Source organism: Arthrobacter sp. B055-34 (assembly GCF_059090425.1).
On the sequence record NZ_JBNHFQ010000013.1, the window covers coordinates 33184 to 47527 of the forward strand.

14 protein-coding genes and 1 riboswitch are annotated in these 14344 nt (G+C 66.7%); of the genes, 4 read left to right on the top strand and 10 right to left on the bottom strand.

Features of this window, described 5'->3' with window-relative positions; translation table 11 throughout:
* Positions 1-7: 7 nt before the first annotated feature.
* The 4 genes from AC5RWO_RS19540 to AC5RWO_RS19555 are packed head-to-tail and all read right to left on the bottom strand — an operon-like array spanning position 8 to position 3703.
* Positions 8-859 carry an ABC transporter permease gene (locus AC5RWO_RS19540; RefSeq protein WP_498733322.1) on the bottom strand — a complete coding sequence of 284 codons (852 nt, stop codon included), beginning with the start codon at positions 857-859 and terminating at the stop codon, positions 8-10.
* A complete protein-coding gene (locus AC5RWO_RS19545; RefSeq protein ID WP_498733324.1) occupies positions 856-1782 on the bottom strand; it encodes an ABC transporter permease in 927 nt (308 codons plus the stop codon). The genes AC5RWO_RS19540 and AC5RWO_RS19545 overlap by 4 nt, the downstream gene beginning before the upstream one ends.
* The gene (locus tag AC5RWO_RS19550; protein WP_498733326.1) at positions 1775-2728 is read right to left on the bottom strand and encodes an ABC transporter ATP-binding protein; all 954 of its coding nucleotides are present in this window, start codon (positions 2726-2728) and stop codon (positions 1775-1777) included. Before AC5RWO_RS19550 ends, AC5RWO_RS19545 begins: the two co-directional genes overlap by 8 nt.
* A 54-nt stretch (positions 2729-2782) precedes the next feature.
* Complete coding sequence (locus tag AC5RWO_RS19555) at positions 2783-3703, bottom strand: LysR substrate-binding domain-containing protein (RefSeq protein WP_498733328.1); 921 nt, start codon at positions 3701-3703, stop codon at positions 2783-2785.
* 139 nt (positions 3704-3842) lie between these two features.
* On the opposite strand from AC5RWO_RS19555, the gene AC5RWO_RS19560 reads away from it, so the two are divergent.
* Genes AC5RWO_RS19560 through AC5RWO_RS19570 form a run of 3 tightly spaced genes read left to right on the top strand, consistent with a single transcriptional unit; the run spans position 3843 to position 6774 of the window.
* A complete protein-coding gene (locus AC5RWO_RS19560; protein WP_498733329.1) occupies positions 3843-5042 on the top strand; it encodes a cytochrome P450 in 1200 nt (399 codons plus the stop codon).
* A 47-nt stretch (positions 5043-5089) separates the two neighbouring features.
* Positions 5090-5416, top strand: a complete 327-nt coding sequence (locus AC5RWO_RS19565) for a 2Fe-2S iron-sulfur cluster-binding protein (protein ID WP_074699272.1) — start codon at positions 5090-5092, stop codon at positions 5414-5416.
* Positions 5417-5445: 29 nt separating this feature from the next.
* The gene (locus AC5RWO_RS19570) at positions 5446-6774 is read left to right on the top strand and encodes an NAD(P)/FAD-dependent oxidoreductase (RefSeq protein ID WP_498733331.1); all 1329 of its coding nucleotides are present in this window, start codon (positions 5446-5448) and stop codon (positions 6772-6774) included.
* Between the two features lie 7 nt (positions 6775-6781).
* On the opposite strand, the gene AC5RWO_RS19575 is transcribed toward AC5RWO_RS19570, so the two are convergent.
* Positions 6782-7690, bottom strand: a complete 909-nt coding sequence (locus AC5RWO_RS19575) for a LysR family transcriptional regulator (protein ID WP_498733333.1) — start codon at positions 7688-7690, stop codon at positions 6782-6784.
* 170 nt (positions 7691-7860) lie between these two features.
* Between AC5RWO_RS19575 and AC5RWO_RS19580 the strand changes: the two genes are divergently transcribed.
* Positions 7861-9267, top strand: a complete 1407-nt coding sequence (locus AC5RWO_RS19580; protein WP_498733335.1) for an MFS transporter — start codon at positions 7861-7863, stop codon at positions 9265-9267.
* A gap of 92 nt (positions 9268-9359) precedes the next feature.
* Here AC5RWO_RS19580 and AC5RWO_RS19585 read toward each other — a convergent pair whose 3' ends face one another.
* From AC5RWO_RS19585 to glyA, 5 genes are all read right to left on the bottom strand, one after another.
* Positions 9360-9647 (bottom strand): SHOCT domain-containing protein, encoded by a 288-nt coding sequence (locus tag AC5RWO_RS19585; protein ID WP_498733336.1) that lies wholly within the window; start codon positions 9645-9647, stop codon positions 9360-9362.
* Positions 9648-9840: 193 nt separating this feature from the next.
* A complete protein-coding gene (locus tag AC5RWO_RS19590; protein ID WP_498733337.1) occupies positions 9841-10524 on the bottom strand; it encodes a response regulator in 684 nt (227 codons plus the stop codon).
* On the bottom strand, positions 10521-11702 hold the full coding sequence (locus AC5RWO_RS19595; RefSeq protein ID WP_498733339.1) for a sensor histidine kinase: 1182 nt from the start codon (positions 11700-11702) through the stop codon (positions 10521-10523). The genes AC5RWO_RS19590 and AC5RWO_RS19595 overlap by 4 nt, the downstream gene beginning before the upstream one ends.
* Positions 11703-11866: 164 nt before the next feature.
* Entirely contained in the window at positions 11867-12766 is a 900-nt protein-coding gene (locus AC5RWO_RS19600) for a bifunctional methylenetetrahydrofolate dehydrogenase/methenyltetrahydrofolate cyclohydrolase (RefSeq protein WP_498733341.1), read from the bottom strand.
* A gap of 52 nt (positions 12767-12818) precedes the next feature.
* Positions 12819-14102, bottom strand: coding sequence for a serine hydroxymethyltransferase (gene glyA / locus AC5RWO_RS19605; RefSeq protein WP_169991183.1), 1284 nt, complete (start codon positions 14100-14102; stop codon positions 12819-12821).
* Positions 14103-14264: 162 nt separating this feature from the next.
* A riboswitch (ZMP/ZTP riboswitch) is annotated at positions 14265-14342 on the bottom strand.
* Positions 14343-14344 lie beyond the last annotated feature (2 nt).

The following is a 14344-nucleotide window of genomic DNA, read 5'->3' on the forward strand; positions in this document are numbered from 1 at the left end:
CGCACCATCACTGCAGGAACAGTTTCCGCAACCTCGCGGTAGTCAGGATCAGGCCGAGCACAATCATGACCAGGTAGTAGAGCACGTGGATGCCGGTCGCGGCGGTGAACGTGCCGACGCTGAGCTGGCGCAGCAGTTCCACCCCGTGCCACAGCGGCAGCGCCTGGATCATCCACTGGATGGCCTGCGGGTACACGGACAGCGGGTAGAACGTCGCGCTGAACAGGAACATCGGCAGCATGAGGAAGTTGATCCAGTCCATCTGCTGAAAGGTCTTCATGAAGCTGGTGATGCCCATTCCGAAGGACGCGAACCCGAAAGCTATGACCACCGACGCCGGAATCATCAGGAGCGCCCAAGGCGTGGTGATCAGCCCCATCACCCCCATGATGGCCGTGAAGCCCGTGGCGTAGAGCGCGCCGCGGAGCAGGGCCAGCGTGATCTCGCCGAGCGCCACGTCCAGCGGGCCCAGCGAGGTGTAGAGCATGCCCTGGTACAGCTTGGCGAAGTTCAGCTTGAAGAACACATTCCAGGTGGAGTCGTATACCGCGCCGTTCATCGCCGACACGGCCAGCAGGGCCGGGGCGATGTAGGCGATGTAGCCGATCTCCTGGCCGCCCGGGCCTTCCACGGTTCCGACCAGCGAGCCGAGCCCGATGCCCATGGCAATAAGAAAGAGCACCGGCTCCACAAAACCGCTGGCCATGACCGCCCAATTGCTGCCCCACGTCGCCTTCAGACCACGTGCGACGACGGCACGTACATTTCCCGAGTAAAGGGAACCGAAGGGGCGCCCCGACGGCAGGAGCTGAAGCTGGTCCCCGGAAGAAGTTGGGCCGCTGCCGGCGGTCGCGCTCATTTGCCCAGCCTCCGCTCATAGATCCGCTGGGAGAAGATCCAGCCGGCCAGTGCCAGCACCGCCAGATAGAGTACGTGGGTGATGGTCAGCCAGACCGGCTCCCCGTATCCGTAGCTGAGCACCCGGCCCAGCTCTGCGGAATGCCACAGCGGGGAAAGCCAGCCGATCCACTGCACCGCCCACGGCATGGAGGCCAGCGGGAAGAACGTGCCGGAGAACAGGAACAGCGGCATGACGATGAACCGCTGGACCATCGCAAACTGTCCGCGGTCCTCCTGAATGCTGGCGGCATAGGCCATCAGCGGCAGCCCGAAAGCCATCCCGCCCAGGGCGGCCGTGAAGATCATGATCCAGCCGGTGGAGCCGGGCACTGCCTCGAACAGGAGCAGGAACGCGAAGTAGATGCCGGTGGTCAGCAGCAGCCGGAAGGAAACTCCCAGCGCGTGGCCATTGACCAACTGATGGCTGCCCAGCGGGGAGGCATTGGGCCCGTAGTACGTGCGCCGCCATTTGAAGCCGGACATTACGGGATACGTGTTCTCCTCGCTGGCCACCATGATGCCGGCCGTAGCCAGCAGGGCCGGGGCCACAAAGGTGAGATAGGAAACCACGCCGCCATTGCCGCCGTCGAGCGTTGCATTGGTGTTGGCATCGACCAGCGAGGCCAGGCCGACGCCCATGGCATACAGGTAGACCAGGGGTGTGCCCACGGCCGTCATGGCCACCGTCCAGCCGTAGCCGCGCATGGTCCGGATCCAGTGCTCGGCGAAGTAGAGGGAGCCGTATTTCCGGGCCTTCGCGGCAGACTGCTCCGGGGTCAGGGGAACGTGGAGGGACAACAGCGGCGTGGCCGCGTCTGCCTCGCGGGCACTGGCGGACCCCGGGGGCGGGGTTGGCCCGGGCTGGAGATTGTTCTCAGTCAACGAGGCTCCTGCCGGTCAGGCGCAGGAACACGTCTTCCAGGCTGGAGCGGCGCACTAGCGAGGTCACCGGGTGAAGCCCCCGCCCGCTGACCTGTTCCAGCGATGTTTCGCCGTCGTGCGTGTAAATCAGTACGCGGTCCGGCAGGGTTTCGAGGCGCTCGCCGATCCCCTCGAGCTGGGCGGCCACGGTAGCGTTGCGCTCGGAGCCGAAGCGCAGCTCGAGCACCTCCCGCGTGGAGTATTCGCGAATCAGGGCGGCCGGGGACCCCTCGGCCATGATCCGGCCTTTGTCCACCACAATCAGGCGGTCGCAGAGTTGCTCGGCCTCGTCCATGTAGTGGGTGGTCAGCACCAGAGTCACGCCCTGTTCCTTGAGCCGGAACAGCCGGTCCCACAGGATGTGCCGGGCCTGCGGATCCAGGCCGGTGGTGGGTTCATCCAGCAGCAGGATCTTCGGCTCGTTGATCAGCGAGCGCGCAATGGTCAGCCGGCGCTTCATCCCGCCGGAGAGCGAGTCCACCTTGGCCTTGGCCTTGTCCGAGAGCTGGGCAAACTCGAGCAGTTCGTCCGCCTTGGGCCGCAGGTAGCTGTGCGGCAGGCCGAAGTAGCGCCCGTAGACAATCAGGTTGTCACGGACCCTGAGGTCCTCGTCCAGGTTGTCCTGCTGCGGGACCACGCCCAGATGCGCACGGACCTCGGGGCCATGCTGCTCCGGGTCCAGACCCATGATGGCCAGCTCGCCGGAGGTGCGCTGGGAGACGCCGCCGATCATCCGCATGGTGGTCGATTTGCCGGCGCCGTTGGGGCCGAGCAGCCCGAAGGATTCACCGGCGGGCACGTCGAAGGAGATGCCGTCGACAGCGGCGAAATCCCCGTACTTCTTGGTGAGCCCGCGGGCGGAAATAACCGTCTTGGTCAGCTGCTTCGGCTCTACTATGTTAGGCACGTCACAAGCCTAATCGAGTTCACTGATTGAGCAAGGTCAATCACCGCCACATGCCTAGGCAGGCGGCAGATTGCGGGCATTCCGGGCGGCGCTGGCGGCGAAGCCAACCATGGCCTCCGCGCGGTCAGTCAGCCTGATCGATTCGGGCCAGACCATCTTCACGGCAACGGGCTTCACGGCTGGCACGATCGGCTTGGGCACCACCGGCAGCCCCTCATAGGAGGAATCAATCGCCGGCCGCTGCACCAGCACCGAATACCCGACGCCGCGGCCCACCAGCGAACGCGTCAGCTCGAAGTCCGTGGTGCGGTAGCGGATGGCCGGGCTCACGCCGGCCTGCTCGAACAGCGTCATGGTGTGGTGGCTGCTTGGCGGGGCATCCAGCAGGATCATTGGATCCTCGGCCAGCTCCTGCAGCGAAACCTCCGGCTGGCCGGCCAACCTGTGGGCCTGCGGCAACAGCACATAGCCCCGCACGTCGTAGAGCTGGACCGAGCCCAGCCCGGGACTCAGGTCCATGTCGTACACGATGGCCAGGTCCAGCTCCCCGGCGAAGAGCCGCTCCTGGATCCGGTCCTGCGGCCCTTCCACGAAGTCCAGCTGCACCTTCGGATGGTTCACGGTGAAGCCCTCGATCAGCACCGGCAGGATGGTCGGCGCGACGGTGGCATAGCAGCCGATCACCAAGGGCCCGGCCAGCTCCCGCCCGCCGCTGCTGGCGTTGAGCTCCAACTCCTCGGCGGAGCGCAGGAGCTCGGCGGCCTGCGCGTAGAGGTACGTGCCGGCCGGCGTCAGCGACACCCCGTGGGCCTTGCGCCGGACCGTCAGCTGCGTCTTGAAGATTCGTTCCAGCTCGGTCACCGCTGCGGCGACGGCGGTCTGGGACACATGCAGCTTGGCCGCGGCACCGGAAATGGTTCCCGCTTCCGCCACCGCCGCGAAGTAGGAGAGCTGCCTCAGCGTGTAGCGCGCCACCGTTCCTCCTATCCCCCGCTTTTCTGCGGATAAATCAACTATTTATGAACTTTACCCGGGGATATGATTCCTGCCACACTCAGTTGAAAGACAGCTCACCTACCGTGCCGGTCCGACCGGCAGCAACAAGGAGTGGACGATGACCGCCGAAGCCATTGCAGCCCGCCCGGTGCCCACCGCGGACTGGGTGACCATCGAGGACCTCTACCGCAACCCGTTCCCGATCTACCGGAAGATGCGTTCCGAGGCGCCGGTCCATTGGGTGCCTGCCGTGAACCGCTACATGGTCACCAGCTACGCGGCCTGCCATACGGTCGAGAATGACCAGGAAATCTTCTCCGCCGACGAAACCAACTCGCTGATGAAGCGCGCCATGGGCCACTCGATGCTCCGCAAGGATGATCCGGATCACGACGTCGACCGCAAATCCTATGGTTCGGTGCTGCGGCCAAAGGCGATCAAGGAGCACTGGAACGCGATCTTCCAGGCCAACCACGAAAAGTACCTGGCCCGGCTCAAGGCCGCCGGCCCCGGCTCCGACCTGATCTGGGAGTACGCCGCTCCGTACGCGGCGGAAAACCTGCGCCTGGTGATGGGCTTCCACAACGCCACGCAGGAAGACATGCAGCGCTGGTCGCAGTCGATGATCAACGGCACCGGCAACTACGCCGATGACCCGGAGGTCTGGGCCGCCTCGGAAAAGTCCTACAACGAGGTCGACGACGCGATCGATGAGATCCTGCCCTACCTGCGCAAAAACCCGGACTCGAGCCTGCTCTCCGGCATGACCAGCATGCCGATCCCGCTGGAAGCCATCCGGGCCAACATGAAGATGACCATCGGCGGCGGCCTGAATGAGCCGCGCGACGTGCTCGGCGTGGCAGTCTGGGCACTGCTCTCCCATCCGGACCAGCTGGCCCAGGTACTGGCAGACCCCGCGATCTATCCCACCGTGTTCGAGGAGTCCGTCCGCTGGGTCGCGCCCATCGGCATGTACCCGCGCGAAACCACCCGCGACACCGTCCTGGAAGGTGTGCAGCTGCCCAAGGGCGCCCGCCTCGGCGTCGTTGTTGGTGCTGCCAACCGCGACCCGCAGGTCTTCGAGGATCCGGAGAGCTTCAACATCAACCGGCCCAAGAAGCCGCATCTGGCCTTCGGCGGCGGCAACCACTACTGCGCCGGCGCGTGGGTGGCCAAGGCCTCGGTGTCGGGGATCGCGCTGCCGCAACTCTTCGCCGAACTACCCAACCTGCGCCTGGACCCGGAACGGCCGGCCGTCGATGCCGGCTGGGTGTTCCGCGGCATGAACGCCCTGCCGGTCCGCTGGGACGCGAAGTAACCGGCATATCATCAGACCAGACCACACTTTCGAGAAGGAAATCTCCCATGGCTAAAGTCAGCTTCCACCACAATGACGGCAATGTAGACGTGCTCGACGTCGACCCGGGCACCTCCCTGATGCGCGCGGCCGTGACCAACGGCGTCGCCGGCATCGTCGGCGAATGCGGCGGCCAGGCAATGTGCGCCACCTGCCACGTCTACGTCCGCCCGGAGTACCTCGACGGCCTCCCGGAAATCAGCGAGGACGAAGAGGAAATGCTCGAATGCACCGCAGACCCGCGCGATGAGGACCGCAGCCGGCTGGGCTGCCAGATCAAGGCGGGCGAAGGCTTCGACGAGATCGAGGTCGACGTTCCCGCCAGCCAGATCTAGGAAGTCCGCCACCACAGAGAAGGGCCACCATGACCGCCGCACCCACCACATCGAGCAACGCGCAGCACTCCCAGAACCAGCAGAACATTGTCATTGTCGGCAACGGGCAGGCCGGCATCCAGCTGGTCGACTCGTTGCGCAGGGAAGGCTACGCCGGAACCATCACGGTCATCGGCGAGGAAACGCACTTCCCGTACCAGCGCCCGCCGCTGTCCAAGGACTTCATGGCCGCGGACAAGGAGCCGAAACCGCTGCCACTGCGCGCGGAAAAGTTCTTCACCGACAACGACGTCGACTCCCGCCTGGGCGTGCGGGTCACATCCATCGACCGCGCCGGACATACCGTTGCGCTGTCCGATGGATCCAGCATCGGCTACAGCACGCTGGTGCTGGCCACCGGCGCCGCCAACCGCGAACTCAACGTCCCGGGCAGCGGTCTGGAAGGGATCTACGGGCTGCGGACCCTGGCCGACGCCGAAGCCGTCCACGCCCGCCTGGACACCGTGCGCTCCGTCGTCGTCATCGGCGCCGGTTTCATCGGGCTCGAGTTCGCCGCCGCGGCGCGCAAACGCGGGCTGGACGTCACGGTGCTCGAATACGCGGACCGGCCAATGGCCCGCGCGCTGAGCCCCGTGATGGGCAACTGGTTTGCCCAGGCCCACCGGGACATGGGTGTGGACCTGCGCTTGGGCGAAGGCATCGCCTCCTTCACCGGCAACGACAGCGGGCAGGGCGAAGCCGGGCAGGCAAGCGAGCGCGGGCACGTGGCCGCCGCGGTCAGCACCACCGGCGAAACCTACCCCGCCGACATGGTGCTGGTGGGCATCGGCGTCATCCCCCGCACCGAACTCGCCGAGCAGGCCGGACTCGCGGTGGCGAACGGCATCACGGTAGACAGTGCCATGCGCACCGACGACGAGGACATCTACGCCCTGGGTGACTGCGCGAACTACCCCAGCCACCACGCCGAGGCGCGCACCCGGCTCGAATCCGTGCAGAACGCCACCGACCAGGCCCGGCACACCGCCAAGTCCATCCTCGACACCCACGACGGCGGCCGCGACTACACCGAGCTGCCCTGGTTCTGGTCCACCCAGGGAGACCTGCGGCTGCAGATCGCCGGCATCGCCCACCCCGACGACGAAAGTGTCCTGCGCGGAAACCCGGACGAGGGGAAGTTCTCCGTCTTCTGCTACCGCGGCGGCCGGCTGGTGGCAGTCGAATCCGTGAACCAGCCCGCCGACCACATGGCCGCCCGCAGGGTCCTCGCCCAGGGACGCACCCTGAGCCCGGGACAGGCCGCCGACCCGGAATTCGATTTCAAGGCCTACTCCAAGGCCGCCGCGGCAGGCGTCTAGCCGGTCCTCAGTCCTGGCCGCCCAGAACCCGCACGGCCAGGTCCACCACGGCTTCGGCCCGCGGGCTCAGCGACATGTCTTCGGGCCAGATGGCGCAGACCGTGGTCCGGGTGGCCGGCGGGGACAACGGCCGGATGGCCACCGGACGGCCTTCGACGGTCAGCCCCGGAGAGTTCGGCCTGGACATCAGCAGGGCATACCCAAGTCCGCGGCCGACCATGGCCTGTACGAGCACCATCTGGGGCATTGAGGAGACAACGTTGGGACGCAGGCCGCGTTCGGCGAAGACATGGTGGGTGTTGGCAGTGCTGGGGCTGGAGTCGTACATGATCAGGGACTCCCCGGCCAGCTGCGCCAGATCCACCGTCTCCTGCGCCGCCAGCTTGTGGTCCGGCGGCAGGACGGCCTCGAGTTCCGTCCGGTAGATGGTCCGCTGGTTGTAGCCCGCGGGCAGCTGCATGTCGTAGACGATGGCCATATCCAGCAGTCCGGCGTCCAGCGCGGGCAGCAGTTCGGTGTGCGTGCCCACGGTGACGTCCACGTTCAGCTGAGGATGTGAGGAAGGCAGGGCTTCGAGGATGCCGGGCAGCAGGTTGTGGGCCAGGCTGCTGAAACAGCCCAGCTTCACCGGGCCCTTGAGCGTGCCGGCTTCTCCTGCCAGGTCGTTGACCAGGTCGTCGGCGTCGCGGATGAGCCGGCGCGCCCGCTGGGCAAAGAACTGCCCCGCAGGAGTCAATTGGAGCCCGCGCGCCTTGCGCCGCACGCACAGCTGCTCCCCCGCGATCTTCTCCAGGGCGGTGATGGCCTGGGAGAGGGCCGACTCCGAGATGCGCAGGCTGGCGGCGGCCGCACTCAGGGTGGGGAAATCCGGCAGGGCAGCGAAAAGCTCCAGCTGGCGGAGCGTGAAGTTAGCCACAGTTCTTCGGTCCAATCAAGGAAGTTATGCAGTTCTCTGAAGTTTACCGGAGGAAGTTTTCCTGTGATACTCGTAACAACTGTGGACTAGTTCTACTTTTCAACCGTTCATGAATTCAACCGGCTCCCGTGCCGGCCACATTGCAGTAATCGCTCGATCAAGGAACATGTATGAGCACTCACACGCAGCCCCGCTCCGAGGCTTCGAACCAGCGCCGGGTGGCCTTTGCCACCATCATCGGCACCACCATCGAGTGGTACGACTTCTTCATTTACGCCACGGCCGCGGGTCTGGTCTTCGCCGACCTCTTCTTCAAGCCGGCCGGCGACTCGATCGGCCTGCTGCTTGCCTTCGCCTCCGTGGGCATCAGCTTCCTCTTCCGGCCTCTGGGCGCCTTCCTTGCCGGCCACTACGGCGACAAGATCGGCCGCCGCGCCATGCTGGTGCTCACGCTGATCCTGATGGGCGCGTCGACTACGTTGATCGGCTTCCTGCCCACCTACGCCACCGCCGGCGTGCTGGCTCCCATCCTGCTGCTCCTGCTGCGCATCGTCCAAGGCATCTCCGCCGGCGGCGAATGGGGCGGCGCGGTCCTGATGGCCGTCGAGCATGCTCCGCGGGACCGCCGCGGCCGCGCGGGCTCCTTCCCGCAGCTCGGTGTTCCCCTGGGCATGCTGCTGGCCTCGGGCGTCACCGCCCTGATGACCGGTGTCATCTCCCCCGGCGCAGCCTTCGTCGAATGGGGCTGGCGCGTACCGTTCCTGCTGAGCTTCGTGCTCATTGTGGTCGGCTACGTTGTCCGCCGGACCGTGGAGGAAAGCCCGGTCTTCCAGGAAATCGCGGAGAAGAAGGAGCAGCGCTCTGTTCCCGCCGTCGAGCTTTTCAAGAAGCATTGGCTGCTGGTCATCCTGGCCGCGCTGGTCTTCGCCGGCAACAACGCCGCGGGCTACATGGCAACCGGCGGGTTCATCCCCAGCTACGCCACGGATCCGAATGGCCCGGTCGGGCTGGACCGCACCCCGGTCCTGCTGGCCATCACTTTCGGTGCCGCAATGTGGTTTGTCTTTACCCTGCTGGCCGGCATTCTCTCCGACAAGATCGGACGCAAGAAGACCTACCTGATCGGCTTCACCGCGCAGGCCATCACCGTCTTCCCGCTGTTCTGGCTGATCAACACGGGCGAGCTGTGGGCGCTCTACCTGGCGCTGGGGCTGTTCTCGGTGGGCCTGGGTCTGGGCTACGGACCGCAGGCTGCCTGGTACAGCGAGATCTTCCCGGCCTCCGTGCGCTTCTCCGGCGTCTCCATCTCCTACGCGCTGGGCGCCATCCTCGGCGGGGCGTTCGCGCCGACCATTGCGCAGGCGCTGGTGCAGGCCACAGGTTCCTCCACCGCGGTGTCGGTCTACCTGCTGCTGGTGACCTTCGTGTCCATGGGCGCCGTGCTGGTCCTGCGGGACCGCCCGGGTATCGACCTGAGCATCAAGAACCAGGCCGAGCAGGAAGTCGGAGCCACCATCTTCGATAAGCGCCGCGGCGCCTCCACCGACGACGCCGACACCGTGAAGGCCACCGTCTAAAGCGCTCCTGCACAGAACAGCCCGAAGAGGCCCTGGATTTTATGTCCGGGGCCTCTTCGTTTGCGTCGTAGCCGGGGCCGGACCGGCCTCGGCTAGCGTTGCGGCTGGGCGCGAAGGACCTCCAGCCGTTGGCGGAACTCCGTCTCATCGATCTCTCCGCGGGCATACCGCTCGCGCAGGACGCCTTCGGCTCCCAGGACACTTTCCTGCCTGCGGTTGCGCCACATGGTGCGGCGGATCAGGAAGACGGCGAAGCCGATAACCAGGATCCAGAAGAGCGGAACCAGCAGGATCCACCAGCCGGGTCCGCGTCCGTCATTCCAGGGTCCCTGGGCGACAAGGCTCGTGGCGGCGATGGCGCCGGTTGCTGCGGTCAACATGATTGCTCCAAACTTTTCGTCCGTGACCGTCCGTCGATCACAGTTCAAGTCTTCCGAGCGCGACGCCGCAGGTCGTCGCCCCGGTGGAGACACTTATGCACCGCCGGCTACTCTCCCGGGAGTGCCCGGCAGTACTCCCACGTGACTTGGCTGGCCGGGCGGGCTGAAGGCTACGGCTGGCCGCCTTCGCTGCTTACCGGTCCGGCCCCGCGCCGGTCCAGCCGGGCCGCACCAGCCCGGACTCGTAGGCCAGGACCACCAGCTGCGCGCGGTCACGGACCATCAGCTTGGTCATGATGCGCGAGACATGCGTCTTTGCCGTCAGCGGCGTGATGCAGAGCTTCTCGGCGATCAGCGCGTTGTTCAGCCCGGCGCCGACCAAGGCCAGGACTTCCCGTTCCCGTGCCGTCAACTGCTCCAACGACGACGGCGCCGCGGGCGCGGGGCGGGACTCGGCGGCCACCTTGGTCAGGAGGCGGCGGGTGACGGACGGCGAGAGGAGTGCGTCGCCGTCGGCCACTGCACGCACGGCGCGGATCAGCTCTTCGGGCTCGGTGTCCTTGACCAGGAAGCCGCTGGCCCCGGCCCGGATGGAGTCGATAATGTAGTCATCCAGTTCGAAAGTGGTCAGCATGATGACGCGCGTACCGGAGAGCTCGGCCGCGGCCAGAATCGTTGCGGTGGCATCGATGCCGTCTCCCCCGGGCATGCGGATGTCCATCAGGACCACATCCGGCTTCGTTGCCTTGGCCAGGCGGACCGCTTCGGTACCTCTGCCGGCCTCCGCAACGACCTCCATGTCGTCTTCGGCGTTGAGCAGCGCCCTGAAGCCGGCCCGGATCAGGGTCTGGTCATCCGCGAGCAGCACTCTGATCATCGGTCTGCCCCTCCTGAACCCGGCATGCCGCCCGTTGCAGGCCGGCCGGCAGCTGCAGGCCTGTCGCCCGGCAGCGGAATGCGGGCGTGCACGCGGGTGCCTGCAGGCTCGCGCGTCCCCACCGCCAGTTCGCCGTCGAGCGTATCAAGCCGCTCTCTCATCCCGCGCAATCCGTTGCCTTCCGGCGCATTCCCCAATCCCACGCCGTCGTCCTCCACTGTCACTTCGAGCACGCCATCGGCGACGCGGATGCCCACCCATGCCTGACTGGCGTTCGCGTGCCGGACGATGTTCGTCACGGCTTCCTGGATGATCCGGTACGCCGTGCTTTCCGCGGCGGCTGCGCTTTCGGGCAGCTGGCCCGCGCGGTTATCCAGCCGGACCTGCAGGCCGCCCTGTTCGGCCCGTGCCAGCAGTTCCGGCAGCTGGTCCAGCCGCTGGGCCGGAGCCCTCGGCGCGTCCTGGCGCAGCACCGCGAGGACGTCCCGCACCTCGGCGAGGGCGTCCTTGGAACCGGACTTGATGGCCTCCAGCGCCTGCCGCATCTGCTCCGGATCCGGATCCTTCCGGGCCAGGTGCAGGGCGACCGATGCCTGCACATTGATCATCGAGAGGGAGTGCGCAACGACGTCGTGAATATCCCGGGCAAGGACCAGCCGCTCTTCATTCCGCCGGCGCTGCTCCGCCTCGAGCTCGGAGCGCCGGCGTTCGGCGCGTCGTCCGGCACGGGACGCCAGCAGCTCCCCCATCATGACGACTATGACCAGCCAGGCCACGCCTGCCCCGGCCCGGGCGGAATCGGCGAGCCCGCCGGTGAAGAAGGCGGCGAAAAAGAACAGCAGAGCCAGGCCGCCGACGGCCCCCCAGGCCCACCAGCGTGCCTTGGAGCGCACCGCGATGAACAGCGCCACCACCAGGGAGAGCCAGATGGGTCCGCCCGGATAGCCGGCCGCGAAATAGGTTCCCGTTGCCAGGGCTGCCCCGGCGGCCATGGGACCGGGAGCCTTGCGGCGCAGCGACAGCAGTGCGGGGCCGGCCAGCAGCAGCACGTAGGCCAGGGGATCCAGCGGACGCTGGGAAAACTGGTGGGCGGCGGCAAAACTGGTGCCGACCAGCTGGATGACGGCCGTCACCGCAATCAGGACGGCGGTGGGCGGCCCGCGGAAGCCCGGGTTCATGATCCGAGCGTACCTGCGCGACGGGGCGCTGCGCTTCCGCCCGGAGGTGTAGCGGGCCTACTCCACCGGGAGTAGGCCCGCCTCGAAGCAGGGTTTAACTGCGAACGGGACCCTGCTGCCGCCGTGAAAGCGGAGCAGAATCCCGAAACGCAGCAGAACTGCGGTCAGCGTGCCTGGCGCTCGGCGGCTTCCACCACGTTGGCCAGCAGCATGGCGCGGGTCATCGGACCCACCCCGCCCGGGTTCGGCGAGAGCCAGCTGGCCACGGACTTGGCCGCGGGCTCAACGTCGCCGGTGACCTTGGCCTTGCCGGTCTCCTCATCCTCAACGCGGCTGACACCGACGTCGAGCACGATGGCACCGGGTTTGAGGTCTTCGGCCTTGACCATGTGCGGCATGCCGGCGGCGGCAATCACCACATCCGCGCGGCGCAGCTCATCGGCCAGGTCCACGGTGCCGGTATGGGCCAGCACCACGGTGGCGTTGATGGACTTGCGCGTCAGCAGCAGCCCCAGCGGCCGGCCCACGGTGACACCGCGGCCCACCACAAGCACGCGCTTGCCGGCCAGCTCGATGTCGTGGCGCAGCAGCAGTTCCACGCAGCCGTGCGGGGTGCACGGCAGCGGCGAATCGAGCGGCGCGTTGACGTTGAGCACCAGCCGGCCCAGGTTCATCGGGTGCAGGCCGTCGGCATCCTTGGCTGGGTCGATCTTCTCCAGGATGGCGTTGGTGTCGATGTGCTTGGGCAGCGGCAACTGGACGATGTAGCCGGTGCAGGCCGGATCGTTATTCAGCTCATCGAGGACCGCTTCCAGTTCCTCCTGCGAGATGGTGTCCGGCAGGTCGCGGCGGATGGAATTGATGCCTACCTCGGCGCAGTCCTTGTGCTTGCCACCGACGTACCACTTGCTGCCGGGGTCCTCCCCCACCAGCACCGTGCCGAGCCCGGGCACGATACCGCGGGTCTTTAGCGCGGCAACCCGCTCGGTGAGCTCTTCCTTGATGCGTTTGGCCGTAGCCGTTCCGTCCAGCTTCTGCGCGGTCTGGGTGGCTTCAGAATTCATCGGGCTCCTGTTCGGAATACGTGTGGACTGCGGGAACCGGCCGGAGCCGGCGTTACCACTGCTCGTGGCCGGGGTACAGCGGGAACTGCTGGGCCAGCTTGGTCACGCGCGTGCGCAGCGCCTCGACGTCGGCCCCGCCCTTGAGCGCTGTGGCGATGATATCGGCAACCTCGGTGAATTCGGTAGAGCCGAAACCACGCGTGGCCAGCGCCGGCGTGCCGATGCGCAGGCCGGAGGTAACCATCGGCGGGCGCGGGTCGAACGGCACGGCATTGCGGTTCACGGTGATGCCCACCGAGTGCAGCAGGTCTTCGGCCTGCTGGCCGTCCAGTTCGGAGTTGCGCAGGTCCACCAGGACCAGGTGCACGTCGGTGCCGCCGGTCAGCACAGAGACGCCTGCCTCGGTGACATCGGCGGCGGTGAGGCGTTCGGCCAGGATGCGGGCGCCCTCAAGCACGCGCGCCTGGCGGTCCTTGAACTCCTGGCTGCCGGCAATCTTGAAGGCCACTGCCTTGGCAGCGATGACGTGCATCAGCGGTCCGCCCTGCTGGCCCGGGAAGACATTGGAGTTGATCTTCTTGGCGAAGTCCTGCTTGCCCAGGATGACGCCCGAGCGCGGCCCGGCCAAGGTCTTGTGCACGGTGGAGGTCACGACGTCGGAATGCGGCACCGGGTTCGGGTGCAGCCCGGCGGCCACCAAACCGGCGAAGTGCGCCATGTCGGTCCAGAAGTAGGCGCCGACCTCGTCCGCGATGGAGCGGAACGCCTCGAAGTCCAGCTGCCGCGGGTAGGCGGACCAGCCGGCGATGATGACGTTCGGGCGCTCGGCCAGGGCCTGCTCGCGGACCTTGTCCATGTCCACGCGGAAGGTCTGCGGGTCCACCTCGTACGCGGCGACCTTGTAGAGCTTGCCGGAGAAGTTCAGCTTCATGCCGTGGGTGAGGTGTCCGCCATGGGCCAGGGACAGACCCATGATCTTGTCGCCCGGATTGATCAGGGCGGCGAGCGCGGCGGCGTTGGCCTGCGCGCCGGCGTGCGGCTGGACGTTGGCGAACTCGGCGCCGAACAGCTTCTTGACGCGTTCGATGGCCAGGTTCTCGGCCACGTCCACGTGCTCGCAGCCGCCGTAGTAGCGGCGGCCCGGGTAGCCCTCGGCGTACTTGTTGGTCAGGACGGATCCCTGGACCTCCAACACGGAGCGCGGGGCGAAGTTTTCGGAGGCAATCATTTCCAGCGTGTCGCGCTGGCGCCCGAGCTCGGCATCGAGAACGGCAGCGATTTCGGGATCGACTTCGGCCAGAGGCTGGTCGGTGACTGACGGGGTGGAAGACGTCACGGGGTTCTCCTGGAGATAAGGGATTTGCTACAGGTCAGGCTACCGGTTGCGGACAGACTCACGCATTGTGTGTCCGGCCTGCAAAATTGCACCGCAAGGCGCATCCGGTTGAAACTTGACCCTCGGCCCAGGCGTGCGATCCGTGGTCTGCACTGTGCAGCGCCAATCAACCCACGGGTCGGTTGGCCCTGCCGCCGCTTCCTGATGGTGGTCCACCTGACGCCAGTCGCGACGATAGGAAT